Here is a 20,354-nt window from a genome sequence, read left to right as displayed (position 1 = left end):
TCTACAAGCATTTAGCTGGCTTTGGTAGGCCGGCTAATTTAGTCGCTTGTTTGGCTGGCCCCTTTTTAAACAGCTTGAATAGATACTTACTGTTACCTTTTTCTGGGCCGTGCGCTTTTTCCATTGCTTTGACAAGCATACGCACAGCAGGGGAAGTATTAAACTCTTCATAAAAATCTCGCACAAAGTGCACAACTTCCAAATGAGCATCCGTAAGCTCGATGTCTTCTTCTTTTGCTAAAAGCTCAATCATACCTTCTTCCCATTGAGTATGATCCAGTAAGTAGCCTTGAGCATCAGTTTCAATTTCTTTGCCGTTGTAAACGAACATAACGTTTTATCCGCTAAGTGAACATGGATGTTTATAGATTAGCGACAGGTGAGGATGTTCTCAACAAAAGAATCTCGAAGTAGTGCCGAGCGAAGCAAAAGCGTACAAAATGGTGAGTGCTTTTTGACTAAGCGAGGTGCTTTGATATAAATGCTCTTTTATTCAAATAAATAGGAAACTATTCAGTTTGTTAGAAATTTTTCGGGGTGAGTACCAATGAAATTGCATGGATATCCAGGCTTATTCATTTTTGTTTTGGTTTTTTCTTGGCTACTTGTTTGAATATGGAATTTTATCTGTGAATGAATAGCTTACGACGTTGTGTTTGCTCTTATAGACCGATATTCTCTTGGTTGATAAGCAACCTACATTCTGGTTGTAAACAATAACGATGACAAGGAGTTAGTCATGTCGAAACAACGTTACATTGAAATAAATGACAACGTAAAATCCATTTGGTCTATTGAGCGTATTTGGGAGCTCGCGGAGTCCCTACCTGTAGAAGAAATTGCTATTGATGATATCAAAGGCCCTAATGAAGTGACCTGGTTTAGTGATGATGGACCACAGCCAACCTGTCGTGAGATCGCGAAGCATTGCCAGCGCATCAACAATGCCGATTTGTCGTATCCCGTAATTTTAACCAATGATTACCGCGTTTTTGATGGTATGCACCGAATTGCTAAGCAAATCATGTTGGGTGAAGATACGATTAAAGTGAGGCGTTTTAGAGAAAATCCTGAGGCTGATGAAGTTATCGAGTTAGCAGTCGAACAGGCGTAATGCACTTAACCACTAACAAAGAAAAAGCCCGAAGGAGTTACCTTCGGGCTTTTAGTATTCACCTTAGAGCGAACGATTAATCGTCGTTCATAATACCTAGAATGCTTAGTAGGCTGATGAAGATGTTGTAGATCGATACATACAAAGTAACTGTCGCAGAGATGTAGTTTGTTTCACCGCCACGAATAATGCTTTGTGTTGTCATCAGGATCGCCATCGTAGAGAAAATGATAAACAAGCTACTCAACGCCAAGTGTAAAATGGTTGATTGAATAAAGAAGCTTGCAATCATACCCACAACAAGCACAACAAACAGCGATAGCATCAAGCCGCCCATCATAGATAGGTCACGTTTTGTTGTTAGTGCATAAGCTGATGCCGCCATGAAAGATAGCGCCGTACCACCTAGAGCGGTTAATACGATATCGCCCATCCCAGCACCGATGTACATGTTTAAGATTGGACCAATCGTGTAGCCTAAGAAACCAGTGAATAAGAACGTAAACACAAGGCCAAGGCTGTTGTTACGGTTTTTCTCTGTTAAGAATAACAGGCCGTAGAAACCAACCAACATTAGGATGATTCCTGGATGTGGCAGGTTAAATGCCATTGCTACGCCAGCAACGACTGCCGACCATAAAAGCGTCATTGAAAGTAGTGCGTAAGTATTACGCAATACTTTGTTTGTTTGTAGAGCACTTTCTTGTGTTGAAGTGCGGGTAAACATTGGACTGTTCATAATCTTCCTCGATAAGAGACTTTCTTTTAAGTACATTTATGGGATTGAAAGTTCAAAAAATCAAGCCCTAACCATGCGTAACTTAGATAAAATAATAATAGAAATAAGATGTTATGTATTTGACAACTTGTAACACAATATTACTGCAGAGCAAATCATAGCAATTGTCACACAGAATTTTGAATTTAGTAACAAAAAGCACTGACTTCATTGAAATCAGTGCTTTTATTATGCCAATTGCAAAAGATCTTAGTGATGTAAGATTTGCGCTAGGAAATTTTGAGTTCGATCTGATTGAGGGTTTTCAAAGAAATCAACAGGGTTGTTCTCTTCGATGATCTCTCCTGCGTCCATAAATATCACGCGATCGGCAACCTCTTTCGCAAACCCCATTTCATGTGTCACACAGAGCATGGTCATGCCTTCCTCGGCGAGTTCGACCATTACATCCAACACTTCGCGAACCATCTCCGGATCAAGTGCTGATGTTGGTTCATCAAAAAGCATGACTTTAGGGTTCATACACAAAGAGCGAGCAATCGCCACGCGTTGTTGCTGACCACCAGACAACTGGCCAGGATATTTCTCTGCTTGGTCCGGAATTTTAACGCGTTCCAGATATTTCATCGCGACCGCTTCTGCCTCATCTTTAGGCATCTTCTTCACCCAAATAGGCGCAAGCGTGCAGTTCTCTAGCACGGTTAGATGAGGGAAGAGGTTAAAGTGCTGAAAGCACATGCCCACTTCACGGCGTACAGCTTCAATATTTTTTAAATCTTCAGTTAACTCCGTACCGGAAACATAGATGCTACCAGCTTGGTGCTCTTCGAGGCGGTTAATACAGCGAATCATCGTTGATTTTCCTGACCCTGATGGGCCACAGATTACGATCTTTTCTCCGCGCTTAACATCGAGGTTAATATTCTTTAGTACGTGAAACTCACCATACCATTTATTCATGTCCTTCAATTGGATCATATAGTCTTGTTGTTGCGTCATAATACGTCCTTGAGCTTGATGAGTTATCGTTTGTGACCGGTATGAAGTTTGTTTTCAAGCCATATCGAATAACGCGACATGCCAAAACAAAATACCCAAAACACTAACGCGACAAATACATAACTTTCAGTAGCAAAGCCTAGCCAGTCAGGGTCGGTGTTTGCTGCTTGTCCTATACCTAGTACGTCAAACATACCAATGATAAGAACCAAACTGGTGTCTTTAAACAATCCGATAAACGTGTTCACGATAGAAGGGATCGTAATCTTCAGCGCTTGCGGCAAGATAATAAGCCCTGTTTTTTTCCAGTAACTTAACCCAAGTGCGTCGGCAGCCTCATATTGGCCTTTTGGAATCGCTTGCAAGCCGCCCCGTACCACTTCTGCCATATAAGCCGAGGCAAACATCACCACACCAATAAGAGCGCGAATAAGTTTGTCTGTCTCGGACCCTTCGGACATAAACAAAGGCAGCATAACGGAAGCCATGAACAGAACGGTAATCAGTGGCACACCACGCCAAACTTCAATATAGACGGTACAAATACTGCGAATGATGGGCATCTCTGAACGTCTACCGAGCGCGAGTACCACACCAATCGGTAATGAAACGACAATACCGACTAGCGCAATGATGAGCGTAACGAGTAATCCGCCCCATTTGTGTGTATCGACCACTTCTAGCCCAAATATCCCACCATATAACAGCCCAGCGATAATGAATGGGTAGATGTTTACGAAGAAAAGCCAAATCCAAATCCGTTTCGGTGTCTTTTCATACGCTAGCAACACAGTAAATATAGCCAATGTGATATAGAAAAGGCGAGGGCGCCACAGTTCAGACTCAGGATAGAAACCGTACATGAACTGCTCCCAGCGCACGCTGATAAATACCCAGCAAGCACCTTCTCGGCTGCAATCGTCACGCGTCGAACCAATCCAGTCCGCGTTGATAAACGCCCAATCAACGATATGCCAAATTGCACTAAAGACAAGATAAGCAAGAATTACGGTAACAATGGAATTGACAGGTCCATTAAATAGGTTTTTCCGCATCCAACCAACAAAGCCGACGGTATTGGCTGGTGGTGGGAGATCCGGTTGAAATTGATGAGTACTCATATTATCTCTCCACCAGTGCGACTTTACGGTTATACAAGTTCATTAATGCAGACGTAATCAGACTTAAGGTTAAGTACACGCCCATCGTCATCGCAATGATCTCAATCGCTTGCCCGGTTTGGTTCAGGGTAGTACCAGCAAAGACAGAGACAAGATCTGGGTAACCAATCGCCATCGCTAACGATGAGTTTTTGGTGAGGTTGAGATATTGACTGGTTAAAGGTGGAATAATAATTCGTAACGCTTGCGGAATGACAACAAGCTTTAAAGTTTTCGCGCGTGGTAAGCCCAGCGACATCGCCGCTTCCGTTTGACCATGGCTAACCGCATTAATACCAGAACGTACAATTTCGGCAATGAAGGAGGCGGTATAAACGCTCAATGCCAAAAGTAGTGCGGCAAGTTCAGGAATAATGCTAACACCACCTTGGAAGTTAAACCCTTTCAGTTCAGGATAATTTAGTGAAATTGGCATACCAGCAAGGAAGTAGACAATCAGCGGAAGGCCAACGACTAAGCCTAAAGCTATTCTTCCCATTGGCGTTTGTTGCCCAGTTAGGCGTTGCTTGTTATTCGCCCATACATTAATTAACAAGCTGGCGATCACCCCGAAGATTAATGCAGCAATAACAAAGCCACTGCCTGGCTCCATGTCTGGCGCTGGAAAATATAAACCACGAACATTCAAGAAGATGGCTTCGCCAAGGCTCAAGCTTTGACGAGGTGAGGGTAATGCTTGAAGAACAGCGAAATACCAGAAAAATATTTGTAGAAGAAGTGGGATATTTCGGAACGTTTCGATATAAACAGCAGCCAAGCGACTCACTAACCAGTTAGAAGAAAGGCGAGCGACCCCCATGGTAAAACCAATCACGGTAGCCAGAATAATACCTAATACGGAGACCAGCGCTGTATTAAGAAGGCCAATAATAAACGTTCTGCCGTAAGAGTACGTTTCATCGTATTCAATTAGCGTCAGCCCGATACCAAACCCGGCTTCTTGATTTAAAAAACCGAAACCCGTAGCGATCCCACGAGCATCTAAGTTGTTCAGTGCGTTGTTAATAATCGTGTAAAAGAAAAATACCAGTGCAGCTATGGCAATGATCTGGAAAATAGCAGAACGAAAGGCGGGATTATAAATCAAGCTCTTGCTTCCGCTCGGTTTGGACATCGTACTTGGCGATGCATCTTTTGTCGGTTTCATACAGCGATAACCTCAAACCTTAGTTATAGATATCTGCCTGTATAAATAGTCACGTCCTTGCTGGTCGAAGCATGTTTTCACCAGAGCTAAACGGCGATATTCGAGTTGAAATAGCCTATCTAAGCGAATACTTCTTGCCATTCAATGAGCGGTCCTTACTCATACAGATGGATAAAATCAAGAAAAAGGGCGGCATGAACCGCCCTGATTAACTCGTTCTATCGGATTGGTGGCGCGTACATAAAGCCGCCTGCATTCCATAGCGCATTAACGCCACGAGAAATTTCTAACGGCGAACCAGTACCGACTGTGCGTTCGAAGCTTTCACCATAGTTACCGACTTGCTTGATAACTTGGTAGCCCCAATCATCACGAATACCCAAACCTTTGCCTTTCGGACCGTCAACACCAAGAATACGTTTGATGTTTGGATCTTTCGATTTCAGCATTTCATCCGCATTTTTCGAACTAATACCATACTCTTCGGCGTTAATCATTGCTGATAATGTCCACTTCGCAATGTTGAACCATTGGTCATCACCTTGACGAACGACGGGACCTAGTGGTTCTTTAGAAATGATTTCCGGAAGAACGGCAGCAGAAGAGGGATCTTTCAGGTTCAGGCGCAATGCATAAAGACCAGATTGGTCAGTCGTTAACACATCACAACGTCCTGCATCGAAACCTTTTGACGTTTGGGCTGCCGTATCAAATACGACCGGCTTGTATGACATACTGCTGTTACGGAAGTAGTCAGCAAGGTTCAGCTCAGTTGTTGTACCGGACTGTACGCAAACTGATGCACCATCAAGCTCTTTTGCGCTTGAGATGCCAAGATCTTTCTTCACCATGAAGCCCTGGCCATCGTAGTAGTTTACCCCTACGAAGTTTAGGCCAAGTGCAGTATCACGATGCAGTGTCCAGGTGGTGTTACGAGAAAGCACATCAATCTCACCTGATTGAAGCGCAGTGAAACGTTCTTTCGCGGTTAGGGGTACATATTTAACTTTCGTTTTATCCCCAAGAACGGCTGCAGCCAGTGCTTGGCAATATTCTACGTCGATACCTTCCCATTCACCTTTTGAGTTAGGGTTAGAGAAACCAGGTAGACCGGTACTTACGCCACAAGTAAGAAAACCTTGTTTTGTGACTTTGTCCAGAGTAGTGTCTGCTGCTTGAGCTGATGTTGCCATCATCGCAGTAGAAGCCGCTACGACGGAAGCAAGAACTGTGAGTTTATTTGCCATTTGTATCCTTCCTGTATGATCCATGTTTAATCAGGAGTGACCTGAAATAACGTGTCCAATTCGTTAGAGTTATCGTCCTACGTGATTGATTTTCGAAGAAACGGTATTCGATAGATCAACCAGTTATAAGCGTAGGAAAGGATCTGTTAATTCTCAAATATATAATTTAAATGAAGTTTTGAGAGAACTTACAAAGCGCCTTGAGATTTAGAATGACGAAATGTTAATTGTTTGTAAATAGTGCAAATCATGGACAATTTGGTGCATCAGAACAATCAATAGAAGAGTGAACAATACAAGAGAATAAAAAGTTGTTATTAAAACTGTCATTAGCTGAGCTTGGTGAAGTTCAGTAAAAATTCGAACAAAAATTATTTGTGATACCGAAACAGGGTGATGAGCTTGCCCCATTTTTGGTAGCATGGTCTGCAACAGCTAATTAGAGTAATCATGGATTGAAATGCGATATTTTCCTCTGTTCTTAGATTTAATCAATAAACCCGTTCTTGTCGTGGGCGGCGGTGAAGTGGCAAGCAGAAAGGTGGAAGCGTTGCTAAAAGCAGGGGCGGATGTCACTATCGTTTCTCCAACGTTGGTCGATTTTCTGTCTAAGCTTGCTGCAGAGCATCAAGTGCGCTGGGTGCAACGTTTCTATTCAAGTGACATTGTCACTAAAAGCTTTGTTCAAGTGTGGGCCACGACAGATAATCCTGAGCTAAATCACCAAGTGTATAAAGATGCGAAAGAATTAGGCATCCTAGTGAACGTTGTGGATGATAAGCCTTATTGTGACTTCATTACGCCCTCTATGATCAATCGTGGCCGCATACAAATTGCTATTTCTAGTGGCGGCGCCTCACCAGTTTTAATTCGAAACATCCGTGAAAAGCTTGAATCGATACTGCCACAAAACATGGGGTTGATGGCGGACTTTGCTAACTCAAAGCGTAATTCGATTAAAGAAGCACTACCTAGCGTCGATTTACGTCGTAAGTTTTGGGAGCAATTCTTCTCGAATCCTGAGGTTGAAAACGCGCGAGATAATAGAGAGTTAGAAACGATTTACCAAGCGACCATGGCAACACCTTTGGATGAAAAGGGAAGTTGTACTTGGATACAGGTAGGGAAAGACGTTGAGATGTTGCCAATTAAGGCCGTGCGCTACATGCAACAAGCCGAGCTAGCACTTTACTCAACTCGATGCGAAGCGAACGTGTTAGAGCTAATACGAAGAGATGCAGAGCGAGAAGCTTTCTCCAGCGCAGCTGAACTCTCTGATATGTTGACCAAGGCTAAATCTGAAAAGCTTCGAGTTTGCGTGTTTATCCCTAAAGGGACGAGCGAGTTCTTATTGCTGCAAGGGCAGGACTTGGTGATATAACCACGTTAAAAAGTGGGCACTTGGCTTGCTCGATTAAAAGGCCAACAAAAACGCCAGCGAACTATGCGCTGGCGTTTTTAAACTAAGTTACTTCTCAGACTGAGTTAATCACGGAAGTTGTTAAACTGGAATGGTATGCCCATCTCTGCTTCACGAATCGCTGCCATTGTCGCTTGCAGGTCATCACGTTTCTTACCAGTAACACGTACCTTGTCGCCTTGAATAGAGGCTTGTACTTTTAACTTTGCGTCTTTGATAAGTTTCACTACTTTTTTGGCTGTTGGTGTATCGATACCTTGACGGAAAAGCAGAGTTTGGTGCCAATTCTTACCAGTTACATCTGGGTCCTGTGCATCCATTGCGTTTGCATCAATATTACGCTTTGCCAAGTGGCTACGTAAAATATCGCGCATTTGCTTAAGTTGGAAGTCACCTTCCGCAGACATTTTTACGTTTTCTTCTACTAGCTCAAAGCTCGCATTAACGTTGCGGAAATCGAAACGAGTAGACAATTCACGGTTAGCATTATCAACGGCGTTACGTAGTTCAACCGTATCGATTTCAGAAACAATATCAAACGATGGCATGAAGATTCCTTGATTATTTTGTTATAGGGACTTTCGGGTTTTAACGGCGTTTGCCAGCATATCTAGCATTGTAGCAGTATCTTCCCAGCCTAGGCATGGGTCTGTAATAGATTGACCATACGTTAGGTTGTTGATGTCAGTCATTGGCTGATTTCCTTCAAGAATAAAGCTTTCAGCCATGATACCCGCAATACGAGTACTGCCTGACTTAATTTGGTTACAAATGTCTTGAGCAACGTCGATTTGTTTTCTGTGCTGCTTCTGACAGTTTGCGTGGCTGAAATCCACAACCAAACGTTGTGGCAAGCCAAACTCGGCTAGAGCATCACACGCTTGTTTTACTGACGCTTCATCAAAGTTAGGGCCTTTCTCTCCGCCGCGTAAAATAATATGACCATATGGGTTACCACTTGTACGATAAACCGTCATGCGGCCATTCTTATCTGGAGAGTAGAAGTAATGCGAGGCTTTCGATGCGCGAATTGCATCAATTGCAATTTTTACGTTGCCATTTGTGCCATTTTTGAAACCAACTGGGCAAGACAGCGCCGATGCCATTTCACGGTGAATTTGCGATTCTGTTGTACGAGCACCGATCGCGCCCCACGTGATCAAATCCGCTATGTATTGACCAGTAATCATATCAAGAAACTCAGTAGCAGTCGCAAGACCAAGCTTGTTGATATCCAGTAGTAGTTTACGTGCTTTATGGAGGCCAGCTTCAAGCGCGTAAGAGCCATCTAGGTTAGGGTCGGTAATCAAACCTTTCCAACCAACTACTGTACGAGGCTTTTCAAAGTAAGTACGCATCACGATAAACAGTTCGTCTTTGTACTTGTCTTGGATTTCACTCAGGCGAGTGGCGTAATCAATGGCAGCTTCAGTGTCGTGAACAGAACACGGACCTACAATCGCAAGAAGGCGATCGTCTTCACCCGATAAAATGTTTTCAATCTGACGACGAGATTGAGCGATACGGTCTGCAACGTCATCCGTAATAGGATGTACACTACCTAGCTCTGCTGGGGTAGGCATTGGACCCAAAGGTTGGGTTCTCAATTCATCTGTTTTTATAGGCATGTTATAGCTTTATTCTCTATTGCGAAGGGGTAAAGATAACGGAATTACAGGCAGGAATAAACCGTTTCACGGGAATCTTCGCCAGGAAATACCGAATTGTATACAAAGGTGTAGGTATTCATTTAAATGACTTATGTATAAATGACAAAACTTGATCATTAAATCAATATATATACATTTGAATTTATAACCATTTCATCTATCTCACCGTTAGGCAATCAAGATAACTGCGGCAAACCTCATGTTTATCTGTGTGACAATGTCACTAAAATGGTGGCTAAATAACTCGTGAGATCGAGCTTTTGTTAACATTTCTTTGACATCTATTTCTTTCGTTGATTAACTGGTCTGACTAGATTGGTAAGGAGACCAAAATGTTATCAGCTGTACGTCGTGCAAATTTGTACCTAAATCTATTTGGCTTTTCTAAAGTGCCTCTGATTTGGCTTTGTCATCCTAAGATCATTGCGATAGATAGCGAGCACGTTGAGGTTCGAATCCCTTTGCGAAGAAGAACAAAGAACCATTTGAATAGCATGTATTTCGGGGCTTTAGCTGTTGGGGCGGATGTAGCTGGTGGTTTTCTTGCTATGAGCAAGGCGCAAGAAAAAGGAGAAGCGATCTCTTTAGCATTTAAAGGCGTCAAAGCAGAGTTTTTAAAACGTCCGGAAGCGGATGTACACTTTGTGTGTAACGATGGTCATGTCATTGATGAGATGCTCGATCATACGTTGGCAACGGGTGAACGAGTGAATCGCGATGTAAAAATCGTCGCGTTGTGCCCTAGCTTACATGGTGACGAACCTATGGCAGAATTCTCGTTGACTCTTTCGATAAAAAAAGCAGCCCAACAAAGAAAAGAGGCTGCTTAGTGATTTGCTGTTTTTAAAAAATATCGCTTTAATTGAGTTCAATCTGCTCAATCGAGACGATTTTGGAGCGGTTTAAGACCACTTTCCAACGGTAATAAACAGGCTCATCGGTGTGGTTGTCCTCTTTGACAATCACATTGAGCAAATGACGTTTCTCTACCGACTCTTTGGTCACTTGCCCTTCATTTAAACGGTAAACTCGGTTTGAGCTTTTATCCATCAAGCGGATGATAGGGCGCAAACTGATGTTCAGTGTTTCTCTTGTTTGCTCATAACCACTCAAGAATAGAGAGGTCGCCATTTCGGTTTTCTCGTGATAATGAAGTATCTGCTCTTCGCGCTGCACGACGCGCTTCTTACGTATTCTTTGAATCTTATCTGGCAAGCTACTTAACGTACGATAATCGAGCCACTCTAATTTTCTGCCGACCACTTTTTTCGTTGTTGGATCAACATACTTCTTACGCCACTTTGGCTTGCCTTTACGGATCCATCGCCACATCGCGTCGCGCAAATCATCTTTAAAGATTTCTCGTAGAGCATAAATAAATGACATCGCGATAATGAAGGACGCGGAAATTTCCCCAAGATAATCGCGAGCGAGAATCACGGTTGAGGTCACGACAACCATCACCAAGCCAGTAGCAATACCTTTGATAGCACGCTTGATGTTGTTACCCATTGATATGGTTTCTTCACGAAGCACGATAGGGTGTTCAATCAAGCGTCTTAGCAAGCGCATTTTGTTAGATAGGCGAGTAACGTCTTCAACGACTCTTGGAGAGTTGTACTTGTTGAGTTTTCGATGGGCTTGCTCTTTTTCACAGAGCGTGATCAAGCGTTTCTTAATCGTGCCATAATCGCCTTCACGCGGGAGATGAGCCACTAGAGATAAAAACTTCTGCTCGGTATACCAAGACAGGTAGTTATCGATGTTAACGTAGTACCGTTTTAAGTTCTCTTCATAAGGAATAGAACGTCGCAAGCGCTTTAAGATCTCAAGCGTGAGCTCTATAACTTCGTCTACTTCATCTTCCGTTACGGAGTTGTTCTGATGCTTGTTTAAACTTGCTACCGCTTTGTCTAGCGCGATAACGTATTGGTACGCGAACAAACTCAAACTTACTCGGTATTGTTGATTCGACAGGCGTCCACGTTTGGCAAGTCGACTGTGTACTAGCGGTAGAAGGATTTCAGTACTGTAATAAGAGCGTTGCTGTGTGATTGAAGTGTAATAAAATTCGGATTCACTGATGATATCGGCGTTTAAACCAAGCTCACCAGGTATAAAAAAGTAAATATCTAGGTCGACACTTTTGCTCTTTGCGAGTGCATGACTGATTTTTAATGTTATTGAGTCTTGTTTATCGACGGTGACCAAAGAAAGCTCCTGACTTTGTTAAAGCATTCTTAACTTATGCGTACTGTTGAGCAGGTAAGCATAAAAGTGCTAAAAGAGTGACTGGGGCATATAGCTGAACGACAACAGCATAACAGAGCACTATGCTTTTCTCTCTGATTTTCTTGTTAGTTTAGGTATAATTCCACGTAAATTTAAAAAGAGACAAAATCAATGATTAAAATTGGTCAAATTAACAGCTTAGAAGTCATTAAAAAGGCTGATTTTGGCGTATTTCTGGATGGTGATGATTACGGTTCTGTTCTACTGCCTAATAAGTATGTACCAGAGGGTACTGAAATTGGTGATCATGTAGACGTATTTTTGTACTTCGATTCAGAAAGCCAGCTTGCTGCGACCATTGAAAGACCTATTGCCCAAGTGGGTGAATGGGGCTTAATGAAGATTGAGGGCGTCAACGCGACAGGTGCTTTTGTAAATTGGGGCATCAAAGAGAAGGATTTACTTATTCCTTTTAGTGAGCAACGCACTCGCTTTTCTGCGGGACAAACTATTCTTGTCTATGTTTATACTGACAAAGCGTCAGGCCGCATTGTTGGTACGACTAAGTTCAACAAATGGTTAGACAAAACTCCGGCGAATTATGAAGTTAACGAACAAGTTGATTTGATCATCGCAGAGCGCAGTCAACTTGGCTACAAAGCGATTGTTAACGGAAAGCATTGGGGCATGATTTTCCCATCAGATGTGTTTGGTAAGCTTTACATCGGTAAGAAACTGAAAGGCTTTATTAAGCAAATTCGTGAAGATGGCAAAATCGATCTCGCGCTACAAAAAGTCGGCGTGGCAAAAATGGACGATCTTTCTAGCAAGATTCTTGATCTGTTAGAGAAGAAAGGCGGCTTTTTACCTTTGAACGATAAGTCTTCTCCTGAAGCGATTTTTGACGCTTTCCGTACAAGTAAAGGTACTTACAAAAAGACCATTGGTGGATTGTACAAGCAGGGCAAGATTGTTATCGAGAAAGACGGTATTCGTCTGGCGTAGCCCAAACTCACGTATAGCGGATCTGCAGCCAAAAAAACGGCCCAAACTTTTCCTTTTTTTGGGCCTAGGGGAAACGGCTCCGCAGAGCCTGCGCTAAACTTTTTCCAACAATAATTTTGTTGGTGAACATAGAGAGAAGTGCCATATCAAAGCATTACTTTGATACAACTAGTTTAGTACAGCGTATCCGGATCGCTAGCGAGCCCAGTTGCTTTCATACTTACGAATTAAAAAGCCATCGCAAATACGATGGCTTTTCATTTATTTATGATTCGTTACTTCTTTAAAATAAGTTCTTATCTCGTACTAATTCGCGAGGAAGACCATTCTTTATTCTGTTGCTTACCCACTTTCCAAGGCCAATGACTGCGCCTTGATAGGTGACAAGTACTTCGCCTTTACCTGTTTTCATTCCCTCAGGAATCGTTTGTGGGCGAACATCACGCCCCATGTACCATTCGCGCGCTTCTTCAATGGTTAGCTCGATGGCGTTTGCCTCAGAGCCCGTCGCTAATGCCGTTGCCACCTGATGCTGCCAACGGTAGCCATTTTTATGGGCTTCCGCGATCTTGATACCCATCCGGGAGAAGCGTAATTCGCCGATCATTGGCTCTAAAGCATTAGGGAACAACCAGACATCTTTATCGCGAAGCCATACAGAACTGTCATTCGGAAGTTCAATACCTAACGCACTTTGCAGCTGTTGGGCAATTTCAACCGATTCTTTTTTCGATGCTTTGGTAAACGGGAACTTGCCCATGCGCTTTTTGACCTTTGGTGGTTCAACAGCAGCCAGTTTACGAATTCTTGCAACAAAGAACCCTTCGCAGTCGTAGACCTGTGGAAAGATATGCAAAAAACCTTCTTCAGTTAGAGCAGCATTTGCGTTTTCAAACAAGGTCTCAAGGCTTTCAAACTCAACGGCATCACCAAAGGTTTCTTTCAAGTGATGACAAACTTGTTGGTTTTCTTCGGTACTGAGTGTGCACGTTGAGTAAACCATCACACCACCGGGCTTTAGTGCATGGAAGGCGCTTTCAATAAGATCTTTCTGTGTGTCAGCGATGTCGAGCACGGAAGCTTGCGTCCAGTTTTTCATTGCATCTTCGTCTTTGCGAACGGTGCCTTCGCCGGAGCAGGGCGCGTCGAGCAGAACCGCATCAAATTGTTCTGGTAGCCAACCGCCAAAAACGCGCCCATCGAAGTTACTTAGTGCGGAGTTACGTACACCACAACGTTCCACGTTGGCATGCAGCACTTTTACACGACTTGCGGCGTATTCATTGGCCACGAGAACGCCTTCATTGTTCATTAAAGCCGCGATTTGAGTGGTCTTTGATCCTGGTGCAGCTGCTGTATCTAACACGGCATCGTAAGATTCGTCATTCATAAACAGCGCAGATACTGGCATCATTGAACTGGCTTCTTGAATGTAGAATAAGCCTGACATGTGCTCTGCAGTGTTGCCTAATGGTACAACTGACTCGTCCGCTTCAATCCAAAACCCTGTGTCACACCAAGGCACAGGAGAAAGCTTCCAGCCTTTTGCGTCTGCACGTTCTAGAAACGCTTCAACGCTGATCTTCAACGTATTAATACGAATACTTTTGCGCAGTGGCTTTTGGCACGATGCGATAAAGTCTTCCATGTTGAGGTTAGCAGGAAGGATAGTTTGGATTTTTTCCAGAAACGCGTCTGGGATGTAAACATTAGGATGCAATGTGGGATCTCGTTTGCAGAATTTGTGGCAAATAATATACGAAAGCGAAGCAGAAACGAATAGTGACAAGGGCCGAGCAATAAAAAAGAGCAGCGATTGCTGCTCTTTTAAGGTAATCAAACTTCAATTGTATGTGAATTGAGCTTTATTCTACGGCTTAGGAATCGCAGTACGCCATTGAGTCCAGCCTTCTTCAGCTTGTGGATATAAAAAGAAAGATTGCCCACTTTTTGCCGCTGGTGGAATAGTCGATTGCTCTGGCGTTGAAAACGCAATTCCTCCGCGAACTAAACTATCAAATGTGCCCGCTTTGATGTTCGCGCCGGTAAGCCCGATGGAGACATCTACTCCTGAAACATTCCAAAACACACTGTTTTGACGAACGAGGTAAGCATATTCAGGCTGTATCTTGATGGTCGTGACGACGCGATCGGCAAATTCTCCTAGGCTCACGTCGGTTACTTGGCCGACTTCCATCTGGCGGTAAAGAATAGGCGTTCCGACTTGTACTGAGCCTCGTTGTTCACTTTGTAAAGTAAACATCATGCCCTGAACACGTTCTGAACCGTTTTCCAACTGAAAATCAAATTTAGCTTTACCTTTACCTGGCTCAACACTGATGGATTTCGACACCAATGCGCCAAGGTTTTTCACGCCCCCTAAGCCAATCTCTGGCTCAGTTAGCCAAAAATGTGAGCCTTCAACCGCAATGTTTTCTACGTATTCAGGTAGAATTCTTGCGGTAATTTCAACCATATTGCGACGAAAATTCGGTACAACCAGTGTGACTTCACCAACTTTGACGCCTTGATACTCAATCGGCATTCCTTTAGCAATCTCTTGCGAGCCGTCGGTTTCTAAAGCAATGACGCGTCCAAACTTGCGAGCGGTTTTTTGATCTGTATATAACTTCCAGTTGTCTCCAATTTTGTTTTCAACGCCAGGAACAGAGTCAAAAGCGATGCCACCTTCGATTAACGATTTTAAAGGGTGAGCTTTTACACTCACACCGGCTAGCGATGCATCTATCTCTATCCCTGAACGGTTCCAAAAGACGGTTTGCGGTGTTACGAGGTAAGCAAAGCGGTTTTCGATGGTTGCTTTAATTAACACACCGCCATCAACCAATTGGAAATCGGAGACGTTACCAACAGGAAGATTACGATAGAGTAGAGGGCTGCCTTTGGAAATCGGCGGCAATTCAGAAGCAAACAGTGTGAGTGCTCTTGAGCCACTTTGGTTGTACTGTGCTAGTTCTGCCAATGATTCGTTTTGGAACAGTTGATACTCTTTTTGAATATCTTGCTTGCCTTCGCTTACAAAGCTAATGGACCCAGTTAACAACTGTTTTGCCGGAGGAACGGTAACGCTGAGGCCCGATTCCGTTAATTCTGCAGAGGCACTTCCGGTTACATAAAAACGGTTGTTTGATTTGATCAGGTGTTTGTATTCATGATCAATCAATACATCCATAAATACTTCATGTTGCGATTTTTTACCTTCTTCAACTAAGCCTACGTTGATAATTGAACCGACAACGATGCCTTTGTAAAGCACGTTGGCACCGCTATCTAGGCCAAACGAGTTGTCAGACACTAAACGAATAGCGATGGACTTTTCTTGCTGTTGGTTAAAAACGTTTTTACGAATGGCAGTAAAGCGGCGAGAGCGATCACCGGCACCTGGCACAATGGTTAAGAAGTTTCCTCTCACGAGATTGGCAATGTTTTCAACACCAGAGAGGGACACTTTTGCTTCTTCTAAGACGAATCGGGTACCTGTCGTCAGCATGTCACTGAAAGCTGGTTGAATTGCCGCTGACGCTAATATCACTTCTCGCCCTTCGGATAGGTTTAAGTCTGTAACTTGGCCAATCTCGATTCCGCGATACATAATGGGTGCGCCTTCGCCACTGATTTTACTGTCATCAGGGAGGACGATTTTAACAGCGATACCTCGACCTGCAGTTTTCAAATCTTTATACAGACGGAATTCAGTATTCTCTTCTACAGGCTCACCGTCATCCGGAGAATCGACGGCGATCGCGCCTCCGAGTAGAGCACTCATGCTTTCTAGCCTTACATCGACGCCTTCAAAACCTATGCTGGCACCGATTCCACTTACGTTCCAGAACCGACTGCGGTTGTTAATGATATGTCGGTATTGATCCTGGATGTTGGCTTGAATCGTGATAGATTTTGCGTCTTCATCCAGCTGGTAGCTGTAGACTTCACCGATTGGAATTTTCTTATAAACAATTTGAGATCCAATCGACACACCACCTAAATCGCGGCTTTTGAGTTTAATGTTCAAACCTTGTGAAACGCGCAAATCTGTTGGTGCAGAGTCTAACGCATGGAACGTTGTTTCAAACTCTTGACCATCTCCAGGTTGAATCGATATGTAATTACCCGACACGAGCGCATCGAGCCCAGAAACTCCCGTTAGGCTTGCTGTTGGTTTTACCAGCCAAAAGCGAGTTTTATCGTTCAGCAATTTTGCCGCTTCAGGGTAGATATCGGCATCAACATAAATACTGCCGAGATCTTCAGTGAGGTTAATGTCTCTCACCATACCGACTTCTAGCCCTTGGTAACGGATAGTGGTTCGCCCAGCGACCAAGCCAGCAGCGTCAGAAAAATAGATTTGCACCCGTTGTCCTGCATCGTGTATCGACTTCACCACAAGCCAGCCAGCTAAGACCATGGTCAAAATTGGCAAAAGCCAAAGAGGAGATATGCCTTTGCTCCGCTTTACATCTGGTACGTATGACGTTTGAGAACTGTTCTGATCACTCATTCATTGACTCTTTTTCTGATTGTGTTGGGCCTGTTTGGTCCCAGATTAGCCTTGGATCAATACTTTCCGCTGCAAGCATGGTCAATACCACGACAACACCAAAGGCCACGGCGCCATATCCTGGTGTGAAATCAAGTATCTGACCACGATCGACTAAGGTCATCATGATAGAAATAACAAACAAGTCCATCACAGACCATTTACCGATCCATTTAACAACAAAGTAAACCATCATTCGTTGTCTCTTAAACACCGAACGTTTGAATTGAATGCAAAGCATGATGTAGGCAAGGCCAAGTATTTTTACAACTGGCACAACAATACTGGCCACAAAAATGATCACTGCGATGCCATACATACCGCTTTTTACCAACCCAGCTACGCCTGAGAAAATAGTATCTTCCAAACGTTTACCATTGGTCAGCAAGATGGAAATAGGAATCAAGTTGGCTGGGAAAATCGCTATCGTTGCCGCAATGAGGTAAGCCCATGTCTTCTGAATGGAGTTGGGCTTGCGATGATATAACTCGTGGTGACAACGCCGACAATGGTCACCTTCAGGTTGAGACAGGTGGCACTCATGGCAATGCACGTCTTTGTGTTCAAAGGAATAAAGACGTTCTGGCTTCCAGGCTTCCCAGTAACGACGCACACTAATTCGAGAAACTAACAAAACGGTAAATATCTGCAAAAGAACCAGACCAATTAACCCTGGGCCTACAAAAATGTCGGAATAATCTTGGAGTTTGAAGCAGGAAATGGCGATGCTAACTAAGAACACATCCAGCATTACCCAATGTTTCAAATGTTGAATTAGCCACAGTGAAACACGAAGCCCTCGAAACCATCGTTGATGCAGCGAGATATGTGCCGTAACCACTGAAACACAAACCGTCAGAGGCGCTAGAGAGCTACAAAATAGAATAAGCAGTGAAAGAAGAACAAAGCCTTCTTCCATCAATGTGATCATCCCTGAAGGTAGGGTTGCCGGAATCATCACACCAAAGAGTCGGATACTAATAAAGTTAAAAAAGTGTGATGGAATAAATAGCAGGATACAGGTTATCGCGACGGCTAAATTACCTGAGAGGCTAGGGCTACCGCCTCGATACAACTGTGTGCCACAACGAGGACAGTGTGCATTTTTTCCATTGGGTAAGTCGACGATATCGACAGGCAATTCGCAACCTTGGCACAAGCGCACATTATTTGGCTGCATGGCGTGCTTAGACAGAGAGGTCATAACGACCTCTCTAACTTGAACGATTTAAGCGTGGGACTGTATGCCCCCATATAAGGTTTGATATAAGCCTTCTTGCTCAACTAACTCACCATGAGTACCTGTTTGCGTCACTTTTCCATCTTCAAGCACGTAGATCAAATCGGCTTGTTTTACGGCTGATAGACGGTGCGCAACGATTAATGTTGTTCTACCACGTAAGAATTCAGTCAATGCTTTGTGCAATGCCGCTTCAGTAGCGGTATCAAGCGCAGACGTGGCTTCATCTAAAATAACAAATTGAGGATCACTCAGCACCATTCTTGCGATGGCAAGGCGTTGTCGTTGACCACCTGACAAACGAATGCCGTTACGGCCGACTTGAGTATCCAAACCGTGGTTCAGTTGAGAAATAACATCTTGCAGCTGAGCTACTTCAAGAGCTCGCCAAAGTGACATTTCGTCAAAATTCCCACCGAGTGTTAGATTATGCCTCAAGGTGTCGTTAAATAGTATAGGTTGCTGTAATACCACGGCAATTTTGTCACGAATTACTTCAAAACCAATATCTTCTGTTAATTCATCATTAAAGCGAATGCTACCGGAGTTTTGACGATAAACCCCAATAAGTAGTTGTATTAAGGTCGACTTACCGCCTCCGCTCGCACCAACTAGCGCCACTTTCTTTCCTGCCGGTATATGTAAAGAAAGGTTATCTAGAACTTTGTTTTCATTATTATAAGAGAAGTCTACGTTTTCTACTTTAACATCGACTTCTCTGTCTTCTTTGAAAGGATTTACCTTAGGTACTGGTCTTTGTTCTTCTTCTAATACTAATAAGTCGTTGATGCGTTTTAACGCAGCTTTCGCGCTGTACCAAGAAAACTGAATGCCGAGCAGCTCTTGAACAGGAGACAACATAAACCATAGGTAACCAAAAACAGCAAAGATTTGACCAATAGTGAGGTCACTAAACATGACCATCAGCATGGCGACGGCTCTGAATAACTCAAAACCGATTAAGAAGAGTAGGAAAGAGACGCGACCTGCTGCCTCTGATTGCCACGCATACTTGTCTGCATCCACACGAACTTGGTTCGCACTGTCTTTGAGTTGCTGGAGAAATTCTCGCTCTTTATTGGCTGCGCGCAGCTGGTAAATGCCATCTAATGTTTCAACTAAACGATTTTGGAAAATTTCAAAAGAATGATTTTCCTTCCGTTTCAGATGTTTAACCATACTTCCTAGTTTACGTGAGAAGTAAATGACAATAGGGTTAACTAGCAGAATAAATAGACCAAGTCGCCAGTCGAGCCAAAGCAGAACGATGGCAGTACCAATGACCGTTAAAAAACTGATAACGAATTTTGCTAACGTAGAACCAATAAATTTATCAATGGTCTCAATGTCAGTGATAAGGTGGGCGTTGATGCCTCCGCTGCCTTTGGTTTCGTATTGACGGATGCTGATACGACCAAGCTTGTCGATCATTTTACTGCGCATCTCAAACGTGATCGTTTTAGAAACAAGTGTAAATTGTCGGCTTTGAAGGATATTTAACCCCTGACTTGCAGCTCGCATCAGGACGACCAAGAAAAGGGTGAAAAATATATAACCCGTCGGAGTGTGCCACGCTTCAGGGAGAATGGCATTCATAGCAGCTAAGCCTTTTGCTGGTTGGTCCAATAAAACCTCATCAACCATCAACGGCATGAGAAGGGGGATTGGAACACTAATCAAGGTTGCAAGCACCGCTATCAAGTTCGCTATGATCAGCTTGGACTTGTGCTTTTTTACTTGTGTTATCAACCAAGAACGGCTAATAGTGTCATTTTTCAGAAGCATTGTAATTGAGAATAAGT

The 20,354-nt window shown here is 43.5% G+C and carries 18 protein-coding genes; 5 read left to right on the top strand and 13 right to left on the bottom strand.

What is annotated here, in order from left to right:
* Position 1: 1 nt before the first annotated feature.
* On the bottom strand, positions 2–331 hold the full coding sequence (locus tag ACHFJ9_RS15795) for a TusE/DsrC/DsvC family sulfur relay protein (protein WP_005377396.1): 330 nt from the start codon (positions 329–331) through the stop codon (positions 2–4).
* Positions 332–739: 408 nt separating this feature from the next.
* Between ACHFJ9_RS15795 and ACHFJ9_RS15790 the strand changes: the two genes are divergently transcribed.
* Positions 740–1,114, top strand: a complete 375-nt coding sequence (locus ACHFJ9_RS15790; RefSeq protein WP_005396572.1) for a hypothetical protein — start codon at positions 740–742, stop codon at positions 1,112–1,114.
* A gap of 76 nt (positions 1,115–1,190) precedes the next feature.
* Here the strand turns inward: ACHFJ9_RS15790 and ACHFJ9_RS15785 are convergent, their stop codons facing one another.
* From ACHFJ9_RS15785 to ACHFJ9_RS15770, 4 genes are all read right to left on the bottom strand, one after another.
* Complete coding sequence (locus ACHFJ9_RS15785; protein ID WP_005396571.1) at positions 1,191–1,853, bottom strand: Bax inhibitor-1/YccA family protein; 663 nt, start codon at positions 1,851–1,853, stop codon at positions 1,191–1,193.
* A gap of 249 nt (positions 1,854–2,102) precedes the next feature.
* Positions 2,103–2,852, bottom strand: a complete 750-nt coding sequence (locus ACHFJ9_RS15780) for an amino acid ABC transporter ATP-binding protein (protein WP_005377400.1) — start codon at positions 2,850–2,852, stop codon at positions 2,103–2,105.
* A gap of 23 nt (positions 2,853–2,875) precedes the next feature.
* Entirely contained in the window at positions 2,876–3,973 is a 1,098-nt protein-coding gene (locus ACHFJ9_RS15775; protein WP_012841798.1) for an amino acid ABC transporter permease, read from the bottom strand.
* Between the two features lies 1 nt (position 3,974).
* Positions 3,975–5,180 (bottom strand): amino acid ABC transporter permease, encoded by a 1,206-nt coding sequence (locus ACHFJ9_RS15770; protein ID WP_395355423.1) that lies wholly within the window; start codon positions 5,178–5,180, stop codon positions 3,975–3,977.
* 71 nt (positions 5,181–5,251) lie between these two features.
* On the opposite strand from ACHFJ9_RS15770, the gene ACHFJ9_RS15765 reads away from it, so the two are divergent.
* Positions 5,252–5,392 carry a hypothetical protein gene (locus tag ACHFJ9_RS15765; RefSeq protein ID WP_005396568.1) on the top strand — a complete coding sequence of 47 codons (141 nt, stop codon included), beginning with the start codon at positions 5,252–5,254 and terminating at the stop codon, positions 5,390–5,392.
* A gap of 6 nt (positions 5,393–5,398) precedes the next feature.
* Here ACHFJ9_RS15765 and ACHFJ9_RS15760 read toward each other — a convergent pair whose 3' ends face one another.
* Positions 5,399–6,427: an amino acid ABC transporter substrate-binding protein gene (locus tag ACHFJ9_RS15760; RefSeq protein WP_395355420.1), complete on the bottom strand. Its 1,029-nt coding sequence runs from the start codon at positions 6,425–6,427 to the stop codon at positions 5,399–5,401.
* A gap of 460 nt (positions 6,428–6,887) precedes the next feature.
* On the opposite strand from ACHFJ9_RS15760, the gene ACHFJ9_RS15755 reads away from it, so the two are divergent.
* Complete coding sequence (locus tag ACHFJ9_RS15755; RefSeq protein WP_006743261.1) at positions 6,888–7,808, top strand: bifunctional precorrin-2 dehydrogenase/sirohydrochlorin ferrochelatase; 921 nt, start codon at positions 6,888–6,890, stop codon at positions 7,806–7,808.
* 104 nt (positions 7,809–7,912) lie between these two features.
* Here the strand turns inward: ACHFJ9_RS15755 and ACHFJ9_RS15750 are convergent, their stop codons facing one another.
* The gene (locus tag ACHFJ9_RS15750) at positions 7,913–8,395 is read right to left on the bottom strand and encodes a YajQ family cyclic di-GMP-binding protein (RefSeq protein ID WP_048626417.1); all 483 of its coding nucleotides are present in this window, start codon (positions 8,393–8,395) and stop codon (positions 7,913–7,915) included.
* 21 nt (positions 8,396–8,416) lie between these two features.
* Entirely contained in the window at positions 8,417–9,475 is a 1,059-nt protein-coding gene (locus ACHFJ9_RS15745; RefSeq protein WP_005396565.1) for a 3-deoxy-7-phosphoheptulonate synthase, read from the bottom strand.
* A 374-nt stretch (positions 9,476–9,849) separates the two neighbouring features.
* Here ACHFJ9_RS15745 and ACHFJ9_RS15740 point away from each other — a divergent pair, with 374 nt between their 5' ends.
* A complete protein-coding gene (locus ACHFJ9_RS15740) occupies positions 9,850–10,347 on the top strand; it encodes a DUF4442 domain-containing protein (RefSeq protein ID WP_005396564.1) in 498 nt (165 codons plus the stop codon).
* A gap of 28 nt (positions 10,348–10,375) precedes the next feature.
* On the opposite strand, the gene ACHFJ9_RS15735 is transcribed toward ACHFJ9_RS15740, so the two are convergent.
* The gene (locus tag ACHFJ9_RS15735; protein ID WP_006743263.1) at positions 10,376–11,728 is read right to left on the bottom strand and encodes a hypothetical protein; all 1,353 of its coding nucleotides are present in this window, start codon (positions 11,726–11,728) and stop codon (positions 10,376–10,378) included.
* Positions 11,729–11,920: 192 nt separating this feature from the next.
* Here ACHFJ9_RS15735 and ACHFJ9_RS15730 point away from each other — a divergent pair, with 192 nt between their 5' ends.
* Positions 11,921–12,754 carry a S1 RNA-binding domain-containing protein gene (locus tag ACHFJ9_RS15730; RefSeq protein ID WP_005396561.1) on the top strand — a complete coding sequence of 278 codons (834 nt, stop codon included), beginning with the start codon at positions 11,921–11,923 and terminating at the stop codon, positions 12,752–12,754.
* A gap of 283 nt (positions 12,755–13,037) precedes the next feature.
* On the opposite strand, the gene rsmF is transcribed toward ACHFJ9_RS15730, so the two are convergent.
* The 4 genes from rsmF to ACHFJ9_RS15710 form a co-directional block, all read right to left on the bottom strand.
* Complete coding sequence (gene rsmF, locus ACHFJ9_RS15725) at positions 13,038–14,474, bottom strand: 16S rRNA (cytosine(1407)-C(5))-methyltransferase RsmF (protein ID WP_395355415.1); 1,437 nt, start codon at positions 14,472–14,474, stop codon at positions 13,038–13,040.
* A 150-nt stretch (positions 14,475–14,624) separates the two neighbouring features.
* On the bottom strand, positions 14,625–17,273 hold the full coding sequence (locus ACHFJ9_RS15720; protein WP_124007911.1) for a PqiB family protein: 2,649 nt from the start codon (positions 17,271–17,273) through the stop codon (positions 14,625–14,627).
* Positions 17,266–18,516: a paraquat-inducible protein A gene (locus ACHFJ9_RS15715; RefSeq protein ID WP_006743266.1), complete on the bottom strand. Its 1,251-nt coding sequence runs from the start codon at positions 18,514–18,516 to the stop codon at positions 17,266–17,268. The genes ACHFJ9_RS15720 and ACHFJ9_RS15715 overlap by 8 nt, the downstream gene beginning before the upstream one ends.
* Before the next feature lie 24 nt (positions 18,517–18,540).
* The gene (locus ACHFJ9_RS15710; RefSeq protein ID WP_053807440.1) at positions 18,541–20,337 is read right to left on the bottom strand and encodes an ABC transporter ATP-binding protein; all 1,797 of its coding nucleotides are present in this window, start codon (positions 20,335–20,337) and stop codon (positions 18,541–18,543) included.
* Between the last annotated feature and the right edge of the window lie 17 nt (positions 20,338–20,354).

This window comes from Vibrio sp. D3, from assembly GCF_043995865.1.
GTDB lineage: Bacteria > Pseudomonadota > Gammaproteobacteria > Enterobacterales > Vibrionaceae > Vibrio > Vibrio diabolicus.
Note: the sequence above shows the minus strand (reverse complement) of the source record. Positions and strands in the feature narration are given on the sequence as shown.

Coding starts and splice junctions, on each gene's coding strand:
- ACHFJ9_RS15795 (WP_005377396.1), bottom strand. CDS start 331: ATGTTCGTTTACAACGGCAAAGAAATTGAAACTGATGCTCAAGGCTAC.
- ACHFJ9_RS15790 (WP_005396572.1), top strand. CDS start 740: ATGTCGAAACAACGTTACATTGAAATAAATGACAACGTAAAATCCATT.
- ACHFJ9_RS15785 (WP_005396571.1), bottom strand. CDS start 1,853: ATGAACAGTCCAATGTTTACCCGCACTTCAACACAAGAAAGTGCTCTA.
- ACHFJ9_RS15780 (WP_005377400.1), bottom strand. CDS start 2,852: ATGACGCAACAACAAGACTATATGATCCAATTGAAGGACATGAATAAA.
- ACHFJ9_RS15775 (WP_012841798.1), bottom strand. CDS start 3,973: ATGAGTACTCATCAATTTCAACCGGATCTCCCACCACCAGCCAATACC.
- ACHFJ9_RS15770 (WP_395355423.1), bottom strand. CDS start 5,180: ATGAAACCGACAAAAGATGCATCGCCAAGTACGATGTCCAAACCGAGC.
- ACHFJ9_RS15765 (WP_005396568.1), top strand. CDS start 5,252: ATGTTTTCACCAGAGCTAAACGGCGATATTCGAGTTGAAATAGCCTAT.
- ACHFJ9_RS15760 (WP_395355420.1), bottom strand. CDS start 6,427: ATGGCAAATAAACTCACAGTTCTTGCTTCCGTCGTAGCGGCTTCTACT.
- ACHFJ9_RS15755 (WP_006743261.1), top strand. CDS start 6,888: ATGCGATATTTTCCTCTGTTCTTAGATTTAATCAATAAACCCGTTCTT.
- ACHFJ9_RS15750 (WP_048626417.1), bottom strand. CDS start 8,395: ATGCCATCGTTTGATATTGTTTCTGAAATCGATACGGTTGAACTACGT.
- ACHFJ9_RS15745 (WP_005396565.1), bottom strand. CDS start 9,475: ATGCCTATAAAAACAGATGAATTGAGAACCCAACCTTTGGGTCCAATG.
- ACHFJ9_RS15740 (WP_005396564.1), top strand. CDS start 9,850: ATGTTATCAGCTGTACGTCGTGCAAATTTGTACCTAAATCTATTTGGC.
- ACHFJ9_RS15730 (WP_005396561.1), top strand. CDS start 11,921: ATGATTAAAATTGGTCAAATTAACAGCTTAGAAGTCATTAAAAAGGCT.
- ACHFJ9_RS15720 (WP_124007911.1), bottom strand. CDS start 17,273: ATGAGTGATCAGAACAGTTCTCAAACGTCATACGTACCAGATGTAAAG.
- ACHFJ9_RS15715 (WP_006743266.1), bottom strand. CDS start 18,516: ATGACCTCTCTGTCTAAGCACGCCATGCAGCCAAATAATGTGCGCTTG.
- ACHFJ9_RS15710 (WP_053807440.1), bottom strand. CDS start 20,337: ATGCTTCTGAAAAATGACACTATTAGCCGTTCTTGGTTGATAACACAA.